Source organism: Rhizobium sp. J15 (genome assembly GCF_002531825.1).
Taxonomy (GTDB): domain Bacteria; phylum Pseudomonadota; class Alphaproteobacteria; order Rhizobiales; family Rhizobiaceae; genus Rhizobium.
This window is the reverse complement of record NZ_NWSX01000003.1, coordinates 39,709-59,627: the sequence shown is the minus strand read 5'-3', so window position 1 is coordinate 59,627 and position 19,919 is coordinate 39,709. Positions and strand designations below refer to the sequence as shown.

General features: G+C 62.0%; 18 protein-coding genes and 1 pseudogene. 6 read left to right on the top strand and 13 right to left on the bottom strand.

Annotated elements, in window-relative coordinates:
• Positions 1-2 precede the first annotated feature (2 nt).
• Complete coding sequence (locus CO670_RS03900) at positions 3-1,601, bottom strand: ABC transporter substrate-binding protein (RefSeq protein WP_097589052.1); 1,599 nt, start codon at positions 1,599-1,601, stop codon at positions 3-5.
• 133 nt (positions 1,602-1,734) lie between these two features.
• Between CO670_RS03900 and CO670_RS03895 the strand changes: the two genes are divergently transcribed.
• The 3 genes from CO670_RS03895 to kdgD all read left to right on the top strand — a co-directional run bounded on the left by CO670_RS03895 (position 1,735) and on the right by kdgD (position 4,447).
• Complete coding sequence (locus tag CO670_RS03895; RefSeq protein WP_097589051.1) at positions 1,735-2,445, top strand: FadR/GntR family transcriptional regulator; 711 nt, start codon at positions 1,735-1,737, stop codon at positions 2,443-2,445.
• Positions 2,446-2,509: 64 nt separating this feature from the next.
• Positions 2,510-3,484: a mannonate dehydratase gene (locus CO670_RS03890; protein ID WP_097589050.1), complete on the top strand. Its 975-nt coding sequence runs from the start codon at positions 2,510-2,512 to the stop codon at positions 3,482-3,484.
• A 36-nt stretch (positions 3,485-3,520) separates the two neighbouring features.
• A complete protein-coding gene (gene kdgD / locus CO670_RS03885) occupies positions 3,521-4,447 on the top strand; it encodes a 5-dehydro-4-deoxyglucarate dehydratase (protein WP_097589049.1) in 927 nt (308 codons plus the stop codon).
• A gap of 33 nt (positions 4,448-4,480) precedes the next feature.
• Here the strand turns inward: kdgD and CO670_RS03880 are convergent, their stop codons facing one another.
• The 10 genes and pseudogenes from CO670_RS03880 to CO670_RS03835 all read right to left on the bottom strand — a co-directional run bounded on the left by CO670_RS03880 (position 4,481) and on the right by CO670_RS03835 (position 15,432).
• Positions 4,481-5,530, bottom strand: coding sequence for an ATP-binding cassette domain-containing protein (locus tag CO670_RS03880; protein WP_097589048.1), 1,050 nt, complete (start codon positions 5,528-5,530; stop codon positions 4,481-4,483).
• Positions 5,523-7,505 (bottom strand): ABC transporter permease subunit, encoded by a 1,983-nt coding sequence (locus tag CO670_RS03875; protein WP_097589047.1) that lies wholly within the window; start codon positions 7,503-7,505, stop codon positions 5,523-5,525. The genes CO670_RS03880 and CO670_RS03875 overlap by 8 nt, the downstream gene beginning before the upstream one ends.
• Positions 7,506-7,663: 158 nt before the next feature.
• A pseudogene (locus CO670_RS03870) lies at positions 7,664-8,620 on the bottom strand (ABC transporter substrate-binding protein).
• 30 nt (positions 8,621-8,650) lie between these two features.
• Complete coding sequence (locus CO670_RS03865; RefSeq protein WP_097589046.1) at positions 8,651-9,457, bottom strand: SDR family oxidoreductase; 807 nt, start codon at positions 9,455-9,457, stop codon at positions 8,651-8,653.
• A 202-nt stretch (positions 9,458-9,659) separates the two neighbouring features.
• On the bottom strand, positions 9,660-10,352 hold the full coding sequence (locus tag CO670_RS03860; RefSeq protein WP_245425741.1) for a GntR family transcriptional regulator: 693 nt from the start codon (positions 10,350-10,352) through the stop codon (positions 9,660-9,662).
• A gap of 15 nt (positions 10,353-10,367) precedes the next feature.
• Positions 10,368-11,132 (bottom strand): SDR family oxidoreductase, encoded by a 765-nt coding sequence (locus CO670_RS03855; protein WP_097589044.1) that lies wholly within the window; start codon positions 11,130-11,132, stop codon positions 10,368-10,370.
• A gap of 47 nt (positions 11,133-11,179) precedes the next feature.
• On the bottom strand, positions 11,180-12,253 hold the full coding sequence (gene ugpC / locus CO670_RS03850) for a sn-glycerol-3-phosphate ABC transporter ATP-binding protein UgpC (protein ID WP_097589043.1): 1,074 nt from the start codon (positions 12,251-12,253) through the stop codon (positions 11,180-11,182).
• Positions 12,254-12,276: 23 nt separating this feature from the next.
• Complete coding sequence (locus tag CO670_RS03845) at positions 12,277-13,125, bottom strand: carbohydrate ABC transporter permease (protein WP_097589042.1); 849 nt, start codon at positions 13,123-13,125, stop codon at positions 12,277-12,279.
• Positions 13,118-14,056 (bottom strand): sugar ABC transporter permease, encoded by a 939-nt coding sequence (locus CO670_RS03840; protein WP_097589041.1) that lies wholly within the window; start codon positions 14,054-14,056, stop codon positions 13,118-13,120. Before CO670_RS03840 ends, CO670_RS03845 begins: the two co-directional genes overlap by 8 nt.
• A 71-nt stretch (positions 14,057-14,127) precedes the next feature.
• Positions 14,128-15,432, bottom strand: a complete 1,305-nt coding sequence (locus tag CO670_RS03835) for an extracellular solute-binding protein (RefSeq protein ID WP_097589040.1) — start codon at positions 15,430-15,432, stop codon at positions 14,128-14,130.
• A 199-nt stretch (positions 15,433-15,631) separates the two neighbouring features.
• Here CO670_RS03835 and CO670_RS03830 point away from each other — a divergent pair, with 199 nt between their 5' ends.
• From CO670_RS03830 to CO670_RS03820, 3 genes are read left to right on the top strand one after another with little or no spacing between them, the layout of a single operon-like run.
• Entirely contained in the window at positions 15,632-16,831 is a 1,200-nt protein-coding gene (locus CO670_RS03830) for an ROK family transcriptional regulator (RefSeq protein ID WP_097589039.1), read from the top strand.
• Between the two features lie 32 nt (positions 16,832-16,863).
• Positions 16,864-17,964: a Gfo/Idh/MocA family oxidoreductase gene (locus CO670_RS03825; protein ID WP_097589038.1), complete on the top strand. Its 1,101-nt coding sequence runs from the start codon at positions 16,864-16,866 to the stop codon at positions 17,962-17,964.
• Between the two features lie 17 nt (positions 17,965-17,981).
• Positions 17,982-18,623: a ThuA domain-containing protein gene (locus CO670_RS03820; protein ID WP_097589037.1), complete on the top strand. Its 642-nt coding sequence runs from the start codon at positions 17,982-17,984 to the stop codon at positions 18,621-18,623.
• Positions 18,624-18,798: 175 nt separating this feature from the next.
• Here CO670_RS03820 and CO670_RS03810 read toward each other — a convergent pair whose 3' ends face one another.
• Both CO670_RS03810 and CO670_RS03805 read right to left on the bottom strand, forming a co-directional pair.
• Entirely contained in the window at positions 18,799-19,278 is a 480-nt protein-coding gene (locus CO670_RS03810) for a DUF2938 domain-containing protein (RefSeq protein WP_097589036.1), read from the bottom strand.
• Positions 19,279-19,378: 100 nt separating this feature from the next.
• Positions 19,379-19,900 carry a MarR family winged helix-turn-helix transcriptional regulator gene (locus tag CO670_RS03805; RefSeq protein ID WP_097589035.1) on the bottom strand — a complete coding sequence of 174 codons (522 nt, stop codon included), beginning with the start codon at positions 19,898-19,900 and terminating at the stop codon, positions 19,379-19,381.
• Between the last annotated feature and the right edge of the window lie 19 nt (positions 19,901-19,919).

Below are 19,919 nucleotides of genomic sequence, written 5' to 3'. Positions count from 1 at the left end.
TATTACTGGGTTTTTTCAGACTTCATGACGTTCTCGAGACGCGTCAGCTGAGTGGGATGCCCGACATATCCCTGGACCTTGCTCGACAGGACGATCGGCTCGAAACGCTCGAACATCGGAAGCACTGCCGGCTTCTGCTCCACGAACATCTTCTGCATCTCGACATAGAGTTCGCCGCGCTTCTTCGGATCAGGCTCCATCGATGCCTTGGCCGTCAGGGCCGTCAGCTCGGGAATGTCCCAGGCCGAGCGCCAGACGAAGTTTCCGGCATTGTTGGCCTCCTTCGAATTGTCGGGATTGGAAGAGAACTGCTCCATCGAGCCGAGCACATTCGGCATGTAGGCGCTGGTCTGCGGGATCAGCAGATCGAAATCCCGGGCTCGGTGGGCGGCAATGATTTCCGAGCCGTTGCCCTGCTGGATGTCGATTTTGATACCGACCCGGGCGAGCGATGCCTGGATGGCCGTTGCAAGGTCGATGCGCGGCGTTTGCGCGATCGTCTTCAGCGACAGCGTAAAACCATCCTTGAACCCTGCCTCGCTCAACAGCTGCTTGGACTTTTCGACGTCGAGATGCCAATCGGGGTTCGGAATGGCATATTCGAAATTCTCCGGAACGGGAACGTTTCTCGCCCGTCCGTACGGCCCCATGATCGTCTTCTCGATGCCCTTGTAGTCGATGCCGTAGGCAATGGCCTCGCGAACCTTCGGATTGGACAGGTATTTATTGCCGGCATTCATGGACAGCACGTAGAAACCGCCAGTCGGAATACGCTGGATGGTAAAGCCCTGCTTGTCGTTGAACGTCGCAAGGTCGGATGCCGTCAGCGCGCTGGCAATATCGATATCGCCGCGTTCGAGCATCAGGCGCTCGACCTGGCTTTCCGGAACGTGACGGACGATGACCCGCTTCATCTTCGGAGCGCCGGCCACGTAGTCCTTATTGGCATCGAGAATCACCAGTTCGTTCGGAGACCAGCGATTGAGGGTGAATGGGCCTGAGCCGGCCGAATGCGTGCGCATCCAGGCATTTCCCCAATCGTTGTCGGCGACATGCTTCTGCACTTCGACACTGTCGACGACGCTGGTCGTCGATGCCGCGAGCCGGTAGAGCAACATCTCGGCCGTGACCTGGCCGGAAAAATCGATGCGTACGGTTTTGTCATCGACTGCCGTGGCGAGCTTGTCGATATTGTTCTTGTCATAGCCGACGCGCTTGAGGTTGGCGGCAGCGGCCTGGTCGAGCTTCAACAGCCGCCCCAGAGAATAGACGACATCCTTCGATGTCACCGGATTGCCGGAGGCGAAATTGGCCTGGCGCAGCGTGAAGGTGATGCCCTTGTCGTCAACCTTCCAGCTTTCGGCGAGCTGCGGCACGATCTCGCCGTCAGCCGTGCTGTTGACCAGCCGGTCGTAGAGGTTCGACATGATCTCGACCGCCTTGCCTTCGGTGGCCTGATGCGGATCGAGGGACAGAACCTGCGCCAGCGACGTTCCGATCACCAGCTGGTCTTTCGGCGTGGCTGCCTGCAGCTGCGGTGCAGCGACCGTCAGAGCGCCGATGACGGCGCCGACGAACAAGCCTTTAGAAAAATGCTTCATTGTGGCTCCTCCCTGGACTACTATTGAGAGACATATTATGTCGTCCGTATGTCGTATTATGATTTATCCAAGTCCGATACGATTTGCAAGACCCGAACGGGCGACTTGATGGAAGCGGATTGGGGAACGGAAAATGACGACATTCAGCCGGGGTCGGCAAAGACTGGCGCAGCAGGTCATCGATCAGCTGCGAGCGCAAATCGAAACGGGAAAGCTGCGCGTCGGTGACCAGCTGCCGACCGAGCCGCAGCTCGAATCGGCATTCGGCGTCAGCCGCACCGTGGTGCGCGAGGCCATTGCCGATCTCAGAGCGGCAGGCTTCGTCAAGCCGATCCAGGGCAAAGGCGTTTTCGTCGCCGATCCCAAGGCGCATTCGGCGTTGTCCTTGACGCCCGTCGAAATCAAAAGCATTCCGGAAACCCTGGAATTGCTGGAGTTTCGCATGGCGGCCGAGGGTGAAGCCGCAGCCATCGCAGCCTATCGCCGCACGGCCGAGCAGGAGGCGGCGATTCGCGAAGCCAACCGCAGAATGGCGCAGCTCATCGAGACAGGACAGCAGACGGTGGAGGCGGATTACGCCTTCCACATGGCGATCGCCGCCGCCACGAACAACCGATTCTACGTCGACGTCCTGCGCCATTTCGGCCCGCGCGCCATCCCTCGGGGCCAGTTTCCGACACTCCCCGAAGCCAATGACCGCGATTACCTCCAGAAGGTTTACGCCGAACATGTCGAAATCCTCTCGGCCATCGCCGACCAGGATCCGGAGCGCGCCCGCCAGGCGATGCGCGCACATATGATGGCAAGCCAACGTCGCTATCGCATGCTCGCCGAGCAGCAATAGGGCTCGACTCTCTCAAAAATTCATATTATGTCATATGACATCACTGAATTTGAGAGGGTCTCTGATGTATCTGGGAACACAGGTGGCAGCGCGCGACGATGACGATTATCGCATCTTCGCGCAATTGGGCGTCAAACATATCAGCGCCGATCCGCCGGGAAAGCCGAGCAGCTGGACGCTTGCCGATATCGAGCGCCATCGCGACAAGGTCGAAAGCTTCGGCCTGATCCTCGACATGATCCAGCTGCCCCTGCCCTCGCAGCCGATCGAGAAGGCGTCCTATCCCGACATCCTGCTTGCCGGCCCCGAGCGTGACAGACAGATCGATGCCGTCTGCAAGATGATCGAGAATGTCGCGGCCGCCGGCATTCCCGCGGTCAAATATAATCTCAACCTGATCGGCATCCCGCGCACGCCAGACGAGCCGGGACGCGGCGGCTCGCTGAACGCCAGCTTCCGCTGGGACAAGACCGATCAGCAGGCAGCACCCGGCCTTGCCGGCGTTCTCTCCGAAGATGAAAACTGGGAACGGATCGACTATTTCCTCGAGCGCGTCGTGCCGGTCGCCGAAAGCAATCGCGTCAGGCTCGCCTGCCATCCGCACGATCCTTATACGCCGCCGGGTTATCGCGGCGTCACCCGTGTCCTCGGCACGGTGGAAGGCCTCAAGAAGTTCGTGCTGATGCGCGAAAACCCCTATCACGGCCTCAATTTCTGCCAGGGATCGATCGGCGAGATGCTCGAAAATCCCGGCGAGGAGATCGACGACATCATTCGCTGGTTCGGAGAGCGCAACAAGATCTTCAACGTCCACTTCCGCAATATTCGCGGCGGCAAGCTCTCCTTCATGGAGACCTTCCCCGACGAGGGCGACATGGACATGGTCCGCTCGGCCCGGATCTACAAGGAAGTCGGCTACAAATACATGCTGATGCCCGATCACGTGCCGACCGTCAGCGGCCAGGACCCTTCCGCCACCGCATTCGCCTTCTGCTACGGTTATATCGCAGCGCTTCTGCAAGTGCTCGACAACGCCTGACACGGCCGATTTTCAACACCTAAGGAATAGGACTTGATGATGAACCCGATTGAATTGAAGAAGGCCGTCGGCAGTGGTCTGCTATCGTTTCCGGTGACGCATTTCGACGACCAGCTGAAATTCGACGAGGCGAAGTACCGCCGTCACGTCGAGTGGCTTGCCGGCTACGACGCCGCCGCTTTGTTTGCCGCCGGCGGCACCGGCGAGTTCTTCTCGCTCAATCCCGCCGAGATCCCTCAGGTCGTCCGCGCCGCCAAGGCATCGGCCGGCAATACGCCGATTATCTCCGGAACCGGCTACGGCACGTCGCTTGCCATCGAGATCGCACAGGCGGCCGAAAGGGCCGGAGCCGACGGATTGCTGCTGCTGCCGCCCTATCTGATGTTTGCCGAACAGGCCGGGCTGATCGCCCATGTCAAGGCGGTCTGCCAGTCGGTCGGCATCGGCGTCATCGTCTATAACCGCGACAACGCCATCCTGACGGCCGACAGCATCGCGCGGCTTGCGGAGGAATGCCCGAACCTGATCGGCTTCAAGGACGGCGTCGGCGATGTCGACAAGGTCATCGAGATCACCACGCGGCTCGGCGACCGCCTCGTCTATGTCGGCGGCATGCCGACCCATGAGGTCTATGCGCAAGCCTATTTCGCCGCCGGCGTGACCACCTATTCCTCGGCGGTATTCAACTTCGTCCCGGCCCTCGCCCAGCGCTTTTATGGCGCCTTGCGCACCGGCGACCAGGCGACCGTCGACGAAATCCTCAAGGGCTTCTTCTTCCCCTTCGTCGCGCTCCGCAATCGCAAGAAGGGTTATGCCGTCTCGATCATCAAGGCGGGGCTTCGCGTCCTCGGCCAGAATCCAGGCCCCGTTCGCCCGCCCTTGACGGATCTCACACAGGAAGAGCTCGCGCTGCTGGAAAAGATCGTCCAGGCCAACGGCGTCTCGCAAATCGCGGCGGAATAAAGCAAGCGCTGATCGAGGACGGTCAGTCCGCGATCAGCCACTCGCCGCCAGCGTCGCAAGCGCCCGCTGGCGGTCGAGCGATCCGATCTGTCTGCCGCCGGCATCGAGGACCGGCAAAGCGCCGGTGGCAGAGACGAGCTCCGGCGCGATCTCGGAAATCGTCGAACCGGCCCTCACTCCGAAAGTGGCATTCTGCCCCTGCCCAGGGGTCATCAGCGAGGATACCCGCACGACGCGGGCCGGCGGCACCTTGGCGACGAAGCGGCGGACATAGTCGGTCGCCGGCCGCGTCACCAGCTCTTCCGGCGTTCCGATCTGAACGATGCGCCCGCCTTCCATGATGGCTATCCGGTCGGCAAGCCGAATGGCCTCATCCAGATCATGGGTGACGAAGACGACGGTGCGCGTCTGGGTCTGCTGCAGCCGCAGCACCTCCGCCTGGAGATCGGCACGGATGAGCGGATCGAGCGCCGAAAACGGCTCGTCGAGAAACCAGAATTCCGGATTGGTGGTGAGCGACCGGGCGATGCCGACGCGCTGCTGCTGGCCGCCGGAAAGTTCGGCGGGAAAGCGGGCCTCTCGCCCCGCCAGTCCCACGGTATCGATCAGCTCCCGCGCCCGCGCCTCGGCCTTGGCGCGCGGCATTCCCTGGACCTCCAGGGGGAAAGCGATGTTGCCGAGAACGGTGCGATTGGGCAGCAGCGCAAAATGCTGGAAGACCATGCCCATTCGGCGGCGGCGAATCTCGACCAGCGCCTTGTCGCTCAGCTTCAGAATATTCTCGCCGTGACAATGAACCTCACCTCCGGTGGGCTCGATCAATCGGGTGAGACAGCGAAGAAGCGTCGATTTTCCCGAGCCGGACAGGCCCATGATGACGAAGACCTCGCCGCGGGCGATCCGGAAGGTCGCATCCTGCACCGCGCCGACGATCTTGGCGGCGGCCAGTGCTTCCGGCGTGCGGGCGGAGGCGGGACGCCGGGCGAAAGAGGCGGCATCAGCACCGAAGACTTTCCAGACGCCGCTCGCTTCGAGCGCGGCAGGCGCAGTCCGGCCCGGTGAGTGGTGATAGGCATCAGACATGGACATCTCCTTCACGCCCGGCAGCACGCGCGGCTCCGGATTTCAACAATGCATCGGCAATCAGTGCGATGCAGGCGACGCAGAGACCGGCGACGATGCCGGGCCCGGTCTGGCCCCGGGCGAGCGCGGTATAGACCTCCTGCCCCAGCTCCCGCGTGCCGACGAGAGCGGCGATAACAAGCATCGACAATGCCATCATCACCGTCTGGTTGACCCCGAGAATAAGCGTCGGCAAGGCGGACGGCAGGCGCACGAAGCGAAAGGTCTGCCACGGGGTGCAGCCCGACATCAGCCCGGCCTCGATGCGTTCATGCGGCACATGCGCCATTCCCGCCATGCCGTAGCGTACGGCCGGCGCTATGGCATAAGAGGCAATGGCGATCAGCGCCGAAAAGTCGCCATTGCGGAACAGCATGACAGCCGGCAGCAGGTAGACCAGGGTCGGCAGGGTCTGCAGCGTATCGAGCACTAACTGCACGGGCCCGTGCAGCCTCGGATACCCCGCAACCCAGATTCCCAGGGGCAGACCGATGGCAAGGGCGATCGCCACCGACAAAACCGTCAGGTAGACGGACGACATCGCCGCCTCCCAATAACCGGTCAGAGCGATGAAAAGGATCAGCAGCACGACCAATGCGGCGGTGCGCAGACCGCCCAGGGCATAGGCCGCCGCGGCCAGCAGCAGCATGATGACGCTCCATGGTGCCGATTGAAGCAGATCGCGGAACGGGTTCATCACGCCGAGCAGCATGGCGGTGCGCATGGCTTCCAGCGGCCCATAGAAGGTCTGATTGATGAAACTCACCGCGCCGTTCCAGAAAGGTGCCGTCGTCAACGTCCATCCGGCCGGCCAGGCGGCAAGTGCCGGCACCGCGAAGCTGAGCGCCGTCGGCACCGCGAGCAGCGACAGGGCGAGAACGGTATCGCGGCGGCGCCAAAGCCTGTGGCGGCCCGTCGACTGGTTGCGGGCGGCCGCCTGCGTCAGCCGGTCGAGCACGACGGCCAGCGCGACGATCCCCATGCCCGCCTCGAAGCCGGCGCCGAAATCGAGACGGCGCAGCGCGCGCAGCACGTCGTAGCCGAGGCCGCCGGCGCCGATCATCGAGGCGATGATCACCATGTTCAGCGTCATCATCACCACTTGGTTGAGGCCGATCGCAAGCTGCGGCATCGCCACCGGCAATTCGACCTTCCACAGGGTCTGCCTGCGGCTGCATCCGGTCATCCGCGCCAGTTCGAGCGTTTCGGCGGGTACGGAGCGCAACGCCAGCACGGTGGCATGCACCATCGGCGGCAGCGCATAGACCACCGTGGCAAACAGGGCAGCACTCGGTCCGTAGCCGAACAGAAGCAGCGTTGGCAGAAGATAGGAAAAGATCGGCACGGTCTGCATGATATTCATGACCGCCCGCAAACCGGCTTCCGCGCCCGGCGAACGATAGGCCCACATGCCCATCGCCAGTCCCAATGCGAGACCGGAGACCACGCATAGCAGGACGGAGGCGAGCGTGATCATCGCCGAGATCCAGAGGCCGAAGACAACAAGATAGGCGCCCGCCGCCAGCGTCAGGATTGCCAGGGAACGTCCTGAGACCCGCAAGGCGATCAGCGCGGTCACCAAAATCACGCCGACCCAGCTCAAGGGCGGAGCGATATGCACCTTGTTGAAGCCTGCGCCTTTCACCCAGCCATCGACAAGCAGCATCTTCAGCCACAGGATCGGCGCCTCGGCGATTGCGGCCAGCGCCCGGGTGGCGTCGGCGATCTTCATCTCTCCGATCGCCGCGTCGCGCGCGAACCAGTTCAATCCTCTGCCGACGTATTCAGACAGCGGCAGAACCGCCCAATCGGGCAGATGCACCAGTGGTCCGGGGAGAAAAAGCGCCGCAGCCATGATCGCCAGCGGCACGGCGACATAGGTCCAGTGGCTGCGCCAAAGCGACATCTCCCTGGGGTGTGCGAGGCTATGGGTCATCTCGTTCTCCCAAATCGACAAAGCATGTCGCGCAAAAGTGTGAAGCGGTTTTGCGGCAACGACATGCGCAAAGACAAAGAGCTAAAGCGCGTCGCATGAATCAAGTTTGACGCGACGCGCTTTAGCGGGAGCCGGGTCCGCCGGCTCCCGCCGCTATCCTACTTTTCCGCGCAGGCAGCCCAGGAACGCCAAGTGGCTTCGTTCTTCTTCGCCCATTCCATCGCGACATCCTCGACGGTGCGGCCGTTGACGTCGACCTCGTAGACCAGCTGGCCAAGTTCCTTGCCGTCTACGGTGAACTTGCGGGTGATGTCGTAAGCGCAAGGCCAGACCTTTTCGCCGCCGGCCCAGGCCATCTTCTTGATCCAGCCTTCCGGCTTGCTGCAATCGTAGGCGGCTTCCGGGTTTACGCCCCAGGACGGATCCGAATAGCAGGCCGACTCATAGGGCGGAAATTTGATGAAGGAGCCCTTGAAGACCGTCGGCGCCCAGTGCGGCTCATAGACCCACAGAATGATCGGCGCCTTGCGCTCATAGGCCGATTTCAGTTCGGCGAACATCGCCGCGTCCGTGCCGGCATGAACGACCTCGAAGGGCAGATCCAGCGCCTTGATACGCTCTTCGTCGTAGCCACCCCAGCTCACGGGCGCGCCGAGATACCGTCCCTTCGGCGCGGTCTCCGGCGTCGAGAAAGCTTCGGCGCACTTCTTCAATGCCTGCCAGTCCGGCAGCCCCGGGCACTTCTCCTCCATCTAGGCCGGATACCACCAGTCCTCCTTGGCATGCGGGCCGAGCTCGCCCATGTCGAGAATCTTGCCCGTCGCGAGCGAAGCGGCAAACACCTCGTTCTGCGTGGTCTGCCAAGTCTCCAGCGCGATCGTCAGGTCGCCCGCCTCGAAGCCCGGATAGCGGGCGGTATCGTCGGCGACCACCTTTTCCACCTTGTAGCCGTAGGTCGACAGGATGATGTTGAGAATCTCGGTGTCGATCGCCATTGACGACCAGTCGGCGATCATCAGCTTGATCGTCTGGTCGGACTCCGGCTGAAAAGCCATCGAGGGAGAGGCGGTCGCGACGCTGAGCGCCATGATTGCAGAAGTCATAAGCCGTTTCATTGCATTCCCCTTTTCGTGTTGTGTTGCAGTTCAACCCTTGGCGTACCAACCGTTGTCGACGTAGAGCGCCAACCCGTTGACGAAGCTCGCCTCGTCCGAAGCAAGCCAGAGTGCGGCCGCGGCCACCTCCTCCGGCTCGCAAAGCCTGCCCTGCACCGAATGCAGGTCCGCCTCGTTCCACTTCTGGCCGAGCCCGTCGAGCTCGTCGATTTCGCGAAGTCCGTGGGCCGTCTTCACGAAGCCCGGGCAGACGGCATTGGCCCGAATTCCCCTGTCGCGATATTCGATGGCAATGGAACGGGCGAGCTGCAGGACCGCACCCTTGGTCATGCAATAGAGGCTTTCGAGGCCGAAGCCCTTCTCGCCGCCGATCGACGAGGTGATGACGATCGAGCCGCCGCCGTTTTCAAGCATGTGCGAAACCACTTCTCGGCAGACCACGAAGGATGAGCGAACGTTGATGTTCATCAGACGCTCGTAATCGCTGTCGGTGCTTTCATGCAGCGACTTGACGATGATCGTGCCGGCATGACTGAAAAGCGTATCGACGACGCCCCATTTGGCGACGACTGCCGCAAGCGCGGCGCGGACCGCCGCCGTATCCGAGGCATCCGTCTGCAGGAACATGGCCTGCCCGCCCGCCGTTTCGATTTCGGCGACAGCGCTGCTGCCGGCCTCCGCCTGGATATCGAGGATCGCCACTCTGGCGCCGGCAGCCGCGAACATGCGCGCGGCAGCGCGGCCGATCCCGTTTGCGCCGCCGGTGATGATGGCCGTGCGCCCTCGCAGCCGCCCGTTCACCACCAGTTCCCTAGACATGCTCGCCGTGACGTTCATGATGCCTCCCGCATTGGATCAATGGTATGAGGTTAATACCATTAAATCGGAAGGCAGTTGTCAAGCGCATTTTGAATGCGGGAACAGGATGAATCCCGAGCCGGATCAGCCGGAAATCTGAATCCTTTTTTGGATTAAAGAGTTAGAGCAGATGCCGTCGGAAGGGACCGCTCGCACTTTTCGGCATCCTGCTCTGAAGAAATCAGGCGGCGTTCCGGGTCAATCGACGGACGGTGTCCCACAGCTGGGCGTGCAGGTCCGCCATGGCAGCCTCGGAGGAAGCGGCGTCCTCGCTGCCGAGGGCTTGGAACAGATGCTCGAAGGATTTCAATGCGTTGGACGCGGACGCTTCGGGGGCCGCCTTTTCGAAGGGCAAAAACAGCTCGGCCAGCCCGTCTTCGATGGCGCGTGACAGCAGTGGGTTCTGCGTCGCATCGCCAAGGGCAAGAAAGAACAGGGCTTCGGACTGTTTGCGCTGCGGCCCGTTTTCCGCCGATGTCATCATATCCATCGCCTGGCGCATGCGCTTGAGATCGGCCGTACCACGCCGAACCGCCGCCAGCCGGGCGGCCGCCAGCTGATTGACGGTGAGGAACTCGACCACGCGCATCGTCATCGCCGGCGCCCGGCTCATGCGGCGGCGCGCGAGCTGGCTCAGCCGCTCCTCATCGCTGACGAAGGCGCCGCCCTGGGCGCCCCGGCGAACCGTAATATATTGATTGGTTTCCAGCACCCGCAGCGCTTCTCGGAGCGTCACGCGGCTGATTCCGAAGCGATCGGACAGCTGGCGCTCGGCCGGCAGCCGCTCGGCCGGGAGCAACAAACCGGAGTGGATCTGGCGCTGCAGCAGATCGACGGCGAGGCCGTGCGCCGCCTGAGGTTCGACTTGTCTCAATCCCCAAAGCACGATTCACACCGCCGTGAATGTGTTGTCGACGAAGATCTCGGCGCCGTTGACGAAGCTGGACGCATCCGAAGCAAGGAAGAGCGCGACTTCCGCCACTTCTTCGGGCTCGCAGATGCGCCCCTGCATGGCGTTGACATCATTTTCCGAGGCAAAGACGCCATAGCTGCGCAATTGTTCGATCTCATGCTCGCCATGGTGGGTCCGCACGAAACTGGGGCAGATCAGATTGGCTCTGATCCCCTGATCCCGATATTCCACCGCCAGGGCGCGCGCCATCTGGTGCATTGCCGATTTCGAGGCGCAATAGAGAGCCTCCAGATGCGTCGCCGCGCGCACGCCAGTCGTCGAGGTGAAGATCAACACGCCCTTGCCGCGCTCCAGCATTTCCGGCAGCACCAGCCGAGTCATCAGGAACGCCGATTTGGCGTTGTTGTCCATCAGCTCGTCCCATTCCTCAAGCGTGCACTCCAGGAACGGTTTGACGATGATGATGCCGGCATGATTGAAGAGGATGTCGACGCGACCGAAGGCGTCATGGGCCGCCCGATAGGCGGTTTCAGCCTCTTGCGGCCTGGAAATATCGGCATGGACGAAACGGACGTCGAGATCGCGGGCCTGCAATTCAGCCACCAGCGCCCCCGCCGCTTTTGCATCCCGGTCGGCGATCATGACGCGGGCGCCTTCTTCGGCAAACAGCTTTGCGCTCGCCGCGCCCGCACCATTGGCGCCGCCCGTGATCAGGACCGACTTATTCTGAAGCCTACTCATGGTATAGGCTATAGACCATTGCTCGCCATGCGTCCAGTATCGGCCGCCTACAGCGCCACCCCGCTCCCACGGTCGAAGACGTGCACCTGATCACTGGCGATGCTTGCCTCGAACACGGCGCCATAACGGGCGGGATACTCGCCGTCGACGATTGCCGTCACCTGCTGGCCGGCGAGATCGAAGACGACATGGGTCTGGGCGCCGGTCGGCTCCACCAGCATGGTGCGGCCGGCGAGCGGCGTGCCGGCCGACAGGCCGGGAACGAGATGTTCGGGGCGCAGGCCGATGATGACGGGCTGGCCGCGCCTGACCCTGCGGTCCGGTGCGATGCGGATCGCCGTGCCATCTTCAAGACGGGCGGCGGGCGCGCCGTTTTCACCGTCGACTGTACCGTCGAGCATGTTCATCGCCGGCGAACCGATGAAGGCGGCGACGAAGAGATTGGCTGGCTTCTTGTAAAGTTCGAGCGGCGTGCCCGACTGCTCCACCCTGCCCTGATTGAGCACGACGATGCGGTCGGCGAGCGTCATCGCCTCGATCTGGTCGTGGGTGACATAGATCGAGGTCGTCTTCACCTTCTGGTGCAGCGTCTTGATCTCCGAGCGCATCTGCACGCGGAGCTTCGCATCGAGGTTGGAAAGCGGCTCGTCGAACAGGAAGACGGCAGGATTGCGCACGATGGCGCGGCCCATGGCGACGCGCTGGCGCTGGCCGCCGGAAAGCTGGGCCGGCTTGCGGTCGAGCAGCTTGGCGAGATCGAGCATGCGGGCGGCCTCACCGACGCGGGCCTCGATTTCAGGCTTTTGAACGCCGGCGAGCTTCAGGTTGAAGCCCATGTTTTCGGCGACCGTCATATGCGGATAGAGCGCGTAGGACTGGAAGACCATGGCAATGTTGCGCTCGCGCGGCGTCATGCCGTTCACGACATTGCCGCCGATGGCGATCTCGCCGTCGGTGATCTCTTCGAGGCCGGCGATCATCCGCAGCAGCGTCGATTTTCCGCAGCCGGACGGGCCGACCAGGGCGACGAATTCGCCATCCTCGATATGAAGCGAGATGCCGTGGATAACGTCGACGGCGCCATAGGCCTTAGTTACATCGTGCAGTGAAACGGATGCCATGATTGCAGCTCCAAAGGTTCGGCTCAGGACTTGACCGCCCCGGCGGTCAGACCGGCGATGATGTGCCGCTGGGCGACGAAGAAAACGATGATCGTTGGCAGGATGGTGAGCGTGATGAAGGCCAGCACCAGCTGCCACTCCGTGCCGTATTCGCCGCGATAGACCATGATGCCGAGCGGCCAGGGATATTTCGACTCCGAGTTCAGCATGATCAGCGGCAGGATGTAGCTGTTCCAGCTGCCGACGAAGGAGATGATGCTGACGGTGGCGACGATCGGCCGGGACAGCGGCAGCGACACGTGCCAGAAGAACCTGAGATAACCGCAGCCATCGACAAAGGCCGCCTGAAACAATTCTTCCGGGAGGTTGCGGAAATAGTTCCGGAACAACAGGATGCTCATGCCGAGCCCGAAGGCCACCTGCGGCAGCACCACCCCCCAATAGGTATTCAGCAGGCCGAGATCGCGGATGCGGATGAAGAGCGGCAGGATCGCGGTCGCGGCCGGAAACATCAGGCCGAGCAGGAAATAATTGAGCAGGAAGGACGAGCCGAAGAAGCGCACATGGGCAAAGGCGAAGGCCGCCATCGACGAGACGATCAGCGTCAGCAGTACGGTGAGGGCCGCGATGACAAGCGAGTTGCCGATCTGCAGCCAGTAACGCTCGCCGAAGAGAATGTCGGTATAGTTCGCCCACTGCCACTCCGTCGGCAGGCCGAAGGGGTTGGTGCGCAGATCGCCCAGCGTCTTGAAGCCGCCGAGCGCCGTCGTCAGCAACGGCACCAGCACGATCGCCGCGATCAGGCTCAGCGACACATAGAGATAGATGCGTGTGGAGGTGCGCATGCGGATGGAAGAGCTCATATCAGTCATGGCGCATGAAGATCCTTTTGTAGCCGAAGGCGAGCGTCACGCAGATGATGAAGAGCACCACGCCGACGGCGCTGCCGAGACCGATCTGCATGCGCATGACGCCATAGGTGTAGAGGAAGGTGACCATCGTCTGCGTCGAGTTGGACGGCCCGCCACCGGTCAGCGGCATGATCATGTCGAAGAGCTGCAGCGAGCCGACGACGGCGAAAAAGATGGACAGGCGCAAGGTCGAGCCGAGCAGCGGCAGCGTGACGTAGCGGAATTTCTGCCAGCCGGTGGCGCCGTCGATTTCGGCCGCTTCCAGCACGCTCTTGTCGACCGATTGCAGGCCGGCGATGAACAGCATCATGTGAAAGCCGAAATATTTCCAGACGATGACGCCGAGCACGGCATAGATCGCCATGTCCTTGTCGGCGAGCACATAAGGATTGGCGAAACCGAAAAAGTTGGAAACGGCGGCAAACAGGCCGTAGTCGCCGTCATAGACGAAGCGCCAGATCAGGCCTGCGGCAACGTCCGCCAGCACGTAGGGCAGGAAGAAGATCAGCCGGTAGCCGACCACGCCTGGAATGCGGTGGGCGAGCATGGTCGCAAGCCAGATGGCGAGCGGCACCTGGATGCAGATCGAGATGACGATGATCAGGCCGTTATTGAGGAGCGCCTGGGTGAAAGCCGCATTGCGGAACAGCACCTGGAAATTGCGCAGGCCGATGAACTCGGTCGGCGTGCCGTAGCCGTTCCACTTGTAGAGGCTGTACCAGGCCGCTTCGCCCATCGGCATGATGACGAAGAGCGTGAAGAGCAGCAATGCCGGCGGCAGAAAGAGCAAGAGCACGGTCAACCGGTCATGGGCGACCGAACTTTTCTTGTTTGCCGTTCGCCTTGCCGGGCTGGCGGCTGATGTCATCGTCGATACTGAAATATTGGCCATGGGTCCTGCTTTCGTTCGTCGGCAGCAATACCGGCGCTCCGCTCGCGACGGAGCGCCTCTGCAGGCGCTGGTTATTGTTCCAGTTCGAAAGCGTCCTGGATCATCTGGGCGCCATCCTTGGAATTCATCTGGCCGGAGACGATTTCCACCGAGACGTCGTTGACGACACGGCCGACGGCCGCGCCAAGATCCTGGTCGAAGAAGTTTTGATGCCATGTGGAACCGGCAAGCTGCTTGCCTGATTCGGCCAGGAGCGGATTGACGACGCCGTCATCAGCTCCGACGGCAACGGGAAGCAACATGCCGGCCTTCGCCATCACCCGCTCATTTTCGGCATTCGTCAGGAAAGCGAGGAAATCGATCGCCTCCTTGGAGGCCTTCTTGGTGACGGCCCAGCCGTTCAGGCCGCCGAGCGTATCGGTCGGCTTGCCGGTGCCGCCTTCGACCGTCGGGAAGACGAAACGGCCGATATTGTCGGACGAAAGCCCCTTGCCGTCGCCGGCGTTCTTGCGCTGATTGGCCTCGGTATTCTCAAAACCGAGGATCATCGCAGCCTTGCCGTCGCCGAAGACGCCGAGCGTCTGCGGCCAGGTGGCGCCGAGATAGCCGGGCTGGAAAGGCTCGAGCTTGCCGAGCTCGGCAAGGTCGTCGCCGGCCTTGATGATCGCCGGATCGAGGAAACCTTCGCCCTCGCCCGTCTTGGCCGCTTCGAAAACCTTCTGGCCGCCTTCGCGCATGACGAGATAGCTCCAGTAAAAATGGATCGGCCATTTCTCACCGCCGCCGCCGGCGATCGGCACGATGCCGGCCGCCTTGATCGTCTTCACCGCGTCGAGAAAATCAGCCCAGGTCTTGATGTCTTCGGCCTTCACGCCCGCCTTGGCGAACAGCGCCTTGTTGTAGAAAAAGCTGACCAGACCGACCTTGTAGGGAATGGCCCAGGTCTTACCCTCGAAAGTCAGGCCATTGACGGATGCGGGGGTATAGGCCTTGCGCAATTTGCCGCCATCGGCATCGAGCGCCGCCGTCACGTCCTGGAGCGCGCCGGTCTCGGACTGCTGCTTCAGGACACCGCCACCCCAGCTGAAAAAGAAATCCGGCACGTCGTCGGATTGCAGCAGCGTGGGAAGCTTGGCCTTGAAGGCCTCGTTTTCGAGAAATTGCATCTGGATGTCGACGTCGGGATGCTGGGCTTCGTATTTCTTGACGATGTCCTCCCAGACCGCGATGAATTTCGGATCCAGTTCAAGATGCAGCCATTTGACCACCGTCGTCGCCGAGGCAGCACCTGCTCCGGCCAGCAACATGCCGGCTGTTGCGGCCATCAATGCAATGCGCCTGCCGCCAAGGACGGCGCTCTTCAGCATAAAATTCATGATTTTCCTCCCAGGGGACCTATCCTCATAATTTTTCCCCAATGCGGATTAATTCAGCGGAGCTTTCGCCGGATGTCAACCCAATGCGTTAATTTTTACCAAATTCGCTTGACAGGGGCGCCGGATTGCCTGCTATTTATTTCGTAACCCGTTAAAAATATTGACTTCCGTCCACTGACACGACCGCCGGCTAATTTTCATGAAGACTGCAGATCCAGAATTGATGCGCGCGATCAATCGCTTGAACGTGCTCGACACCGTCCGGCGCCATGGACCGATTTCACGTATCGAGATCAGCGAGCGGACGGAACTTTCCACCACCACGGTTTCCGCCATCACCGCCTCGTTGCTCGACGACGGGCTGATCCTGCCGCGTCACGAGGGCGACATTCGCAACGAGGCCGTGCGCGGCAGGCCGCGCGTGGCGCTGGAACTCAATCCCGATGCGGCCCGCGTTGTCGGGGCCAAGATCGCCGCAAACAGAATGGTCTTCGTGGTCACCAATTTCCGCGGCGACGTGCTCTCGAAGCTTGCCCTGCCGATCCGCATCGACCGGCAGCCGATCGGCGTCATTGCCGATCTCGTCGAAGACGGCGTCCGGCGCTGCGTCGTCGACGCCGGGCTTTCGCTTGAGGATGTCGACAGTATCTGCCTCGGCTTCCCCGGCGTCATCGAGCACCGCACCGGCTATATAAGAAGCAGCCCGATCTTTCGCGACACCAATGTCGATTTCGCCGCCGAGATGTCGGCGCGGCTTGCAACGCCGACCATCGTCGAGAGCGACGCCCACGCCATCACGCTCGGCCATCACTGGTTCGGAAAGGCGCGCGATCTCGAGGATATGGTGTTGATTTCGCTGGAACAAACGCTGGGACTCGGCGTCCTGCACGGCAACAGCCTATTCCGCGGCGCCGGTGGCCTCAGCCACAATCTCGGCGATCTCGTGCTCGGCATGGGACCGCAGGGCGTGGTGCGGCTTTTCAGCCAGGCCGGCGAAAGCGCGATCCTCGGCGAACAGCAGGCCGATGGCCGCTTTGCCGAAGCGATCCGCCTCGGGCGCGGCATGACCCATGCCCAGGCGCTGATCAAGGCCGATGACGACCGGCTGATCGGCGCCGCCATCCGCGCCGGCGAAGCGGTGGGATTGACCATCGCCAACATCGTGACGCTGTTTGCACCGCCGCGAGTCATCCTTGTCGGCTCCAGCCTGGCGCTCGGCGAACCCTTTTTGAACAGCCTGCGCGATGCCTATGCGCTCGCCATTCCGCCCTCGCTGCGTGGGGTGAGCGAACTCGTCTTCGACGATTCGAGCGACGATTTCTGGGCGCAGGGTGCGGCCGCGGTGGCGCTCTACGAGCTCTACGAATCGCCCTGGAGCACCACCGGGCCGGCGCTCTGACAGGCAGCGCAATCAAATCAATGGAGGAGTTCATGGACAAAGTCGGTATCGGCATCATCGGATGCGGCAATATTTCGGGCGCCTATCTCAAAGCGATGGCATCCTTTCCCATTCTCGACATTCGCGGTGTCGCCGATCTCAACCGGGAGCTGGCAGAGGCGAAGGCTCGCGAATTCAACGTTCCCGCCAGGACCGTCGAAGAGCTTTTCGCCGATCCCAAGGTCGAGATCATCGTCAATCTGACGATCCCGAAGGCACATGTCGCCGTGGCGCTGCAGGCGCTCGAAGCCGGCAAACATACCTATTCGGAAAAGCCGCTCGGGATTAATTTCGCGGAAGGGAAAAAATTGGCGGAGGCTGCAAAGGCCAGGAACCTGCGCATCGGCTCCGCCCCCGACACCTTCCTCGGCGGCGGCCATCAGACGGCCCGCGCGTTGATCGACCAGGGCGTCATCGGCCAACCGGTCGGCGGCTCGGCGACCTTCATGTGCCCAGGCCATGAGCGCTGGCATCCGAACCCGGCCTTCTATTATGAAGTCGGCGGCGGCCCTATGCTCGACATGGGGCCTTATTACATCACCGATCTCGTCAATCTTCTCGGACCGGTTGCTCAAGTCGCTGGCTTTGCGATGACGCCGCGGGCCGAACGGTTGATATCAAGCGAGCCGCGCAACGGCGAGCGCATTCCCGTCCATGTACCGACCCATGTTGCCGGCATGATGGCCTTTGCCAACGGCGCCGTCGTCCAGATCGCCATGAGCTTCGACGTCGCCGGTCACAAGCATGTGCCGCTGGAGGTCTACGGCACCGAGGGCACGTTGATCGTGCCCGATCCCAACAAATTCGAAGGCCCGGTCGAATATCTGCGCAAGGGCGGCCAATTCGAGGACCAGCCACTCACATCACCCTATGCCGATGGTAACTATCGCTCGCTCGGCGTTGCCGACATGGCACATGCGATCCGCTCCAACCGGCCGCATCGCGCCAATGGCGATCTGGCACTGCATGTGCTGGAGGTTATGGAAGCGTTCCACACCGCGTCTGCGACCGGCCGGACGGTCGCGATCTCAACGGCGGTGGAGCGCCCTGCCCCCTTATCGCAATCCATCGTCGACGGACGGCTGGCGAAATAAATTCAGGAGGAATGACTATGCGTGAAGCACTGATCGTCTGGGGCGGCTGGAGCGGCCATGAGCCGCAGGAATGCGCCGAAATCATCAAGTCCATGCTCGAGGAGGACGGCTTCAAGGTCTATCTCGAACACGGCACCGAGGCGCTGGCCGACCCTTCCGTCCATGACCTCAGCCTCGTGGTTCCGATCATGACGATGTCGAAGATCGAGAAGGAGGAGGTCAAGAACCTCGCCGCCGCGATCGAAAGCGGTGTCGGCATCGCCGGCTATCACGGCGGTGCGGGCGATGCCTTCCGCGACTCCGTCGACTATCAGTTCATCATCGGCGGCCAGTGGGTGGCTCATCCCGGCAACATCATCGACTATACCGTCAACATCACCCGACCCGACGATCCGCTGATGGAGGGGATTTCCGATTTCCCCTATACGTCGGAGCAATATTACATGCATGTCGACCCCTCGAACGAGGTCCTGGCGACGACGAAGTTCACCGGCGATCATGCCTACTGGATCGACGGCGTCGTGATGCCTGTGGTGTGGAAGCGCAAATACGGCAAGGGCCGCGTCTTCTATTCCTCGCTCGGCCACCAGGCCAAAGAGTTCGACGTGCCGGAGATGAAAACCATCTTCCGCCGCGGCGCCAATTGGGCGGCGCGGTGAGGCGAAGTTCGAACGGTAAGTTGCCCCTCACCCTAGCCCTCTCCCCGTCCTGACGGGGAGAGGGGACGTGCCGGGCGAGAGCTTGGCTGGGAATGGAAAGGTCGCGACTTGCCTCCTTCGCCCCGCGTGCGGGGAGAAGGTGCCGGCAGGCGGATGAGGGGCAATCGCGCCAATCTCAGCGCAGAATCAACGCCGTCCCATAAAGCCCAAGCGCAAACACCGTATGCGCGAGCAGATTGAAGCACCGGACCTTCATCGGTTTCGGATGTTTCGAAGCGGCCCAGCCGAGGCCGAGGCCGGGCTGGAGCAGGAACCACCCTGCCCCGACTGTGACGATGCCGAAGATCCAGGCGGGAAGGAATGTCGGCGCGGCGAACCATCCCTGCCCCATGATGATCGCAAAGATCAGGCCGTAGAGAATGCCGACGGCGTAGTGGCTGAACCAGCCGAGCGCCAGTTCATGCTCATAGGGTTCGGCATCGGCGATGCTCTCATGAAAGATCTTGCCGCGTCCGAGATGCCAGAACCAGCGGCCGACCGGCGCCCAATTGGCCGGCGGCTGGCCGAAGACCTTGGCGAGCACGATCGCCCAGAGATCCATGAGGATGGTTGCGCCGGCGCCGATCGCCAGGCCGCGCCACAGAATATCGAACATCGGGAATCACCGGAAAGCGTTGACGTGAAGGGGTGCTAGAAGACCATTGCAAACGTCTTCGCGCAATGGGTTCGACGCAAGTAGGACCTTGCCTCCTCCGTCAGCCGTCCCCGCCATGGGTTTGGCGCGGATCTTGCGCGCTGCCGGCAATATCGCCACTGATATCATTGGCGAACTTCCGCATCAGCCGCACCAGCTCATTGAAATCATGCTCTTCCCAGTTCTCGAAGATGGCGCGTCCAATCTTCTCGCGGGCGGCGTCGATGCGGTCTGTCATCGCCTTGCCTCTGGGGCTGATGACTGCCTCGCGGACACGGCGATCTGCGGCGCTTCCGCGGCGCTCCACCAGTTCCAGGCTCTCGAGCTTGGCGACCTGACGGCTGACGGTGGTGTAGTCGCGCCCGGCGCGGTCGGCGAGTTCGACCACCCCGATCGGCCCGAGACGCTCCACCGCGACCAGCAGCGGAAACAGCGCGCGATCGAGCGAAATCCCGGCCTCGCGGACCATCTGCTCGTCCCGCTGAGGGCGGTTCATGACGCTGACGATCTCGATCAAAGCCCCATGCAGCTCGCGCAGCTTCTCGGATATATGTGTATTTTGCACATTATTTCTTGACGGCATCTCGATTCTCCTATTATGT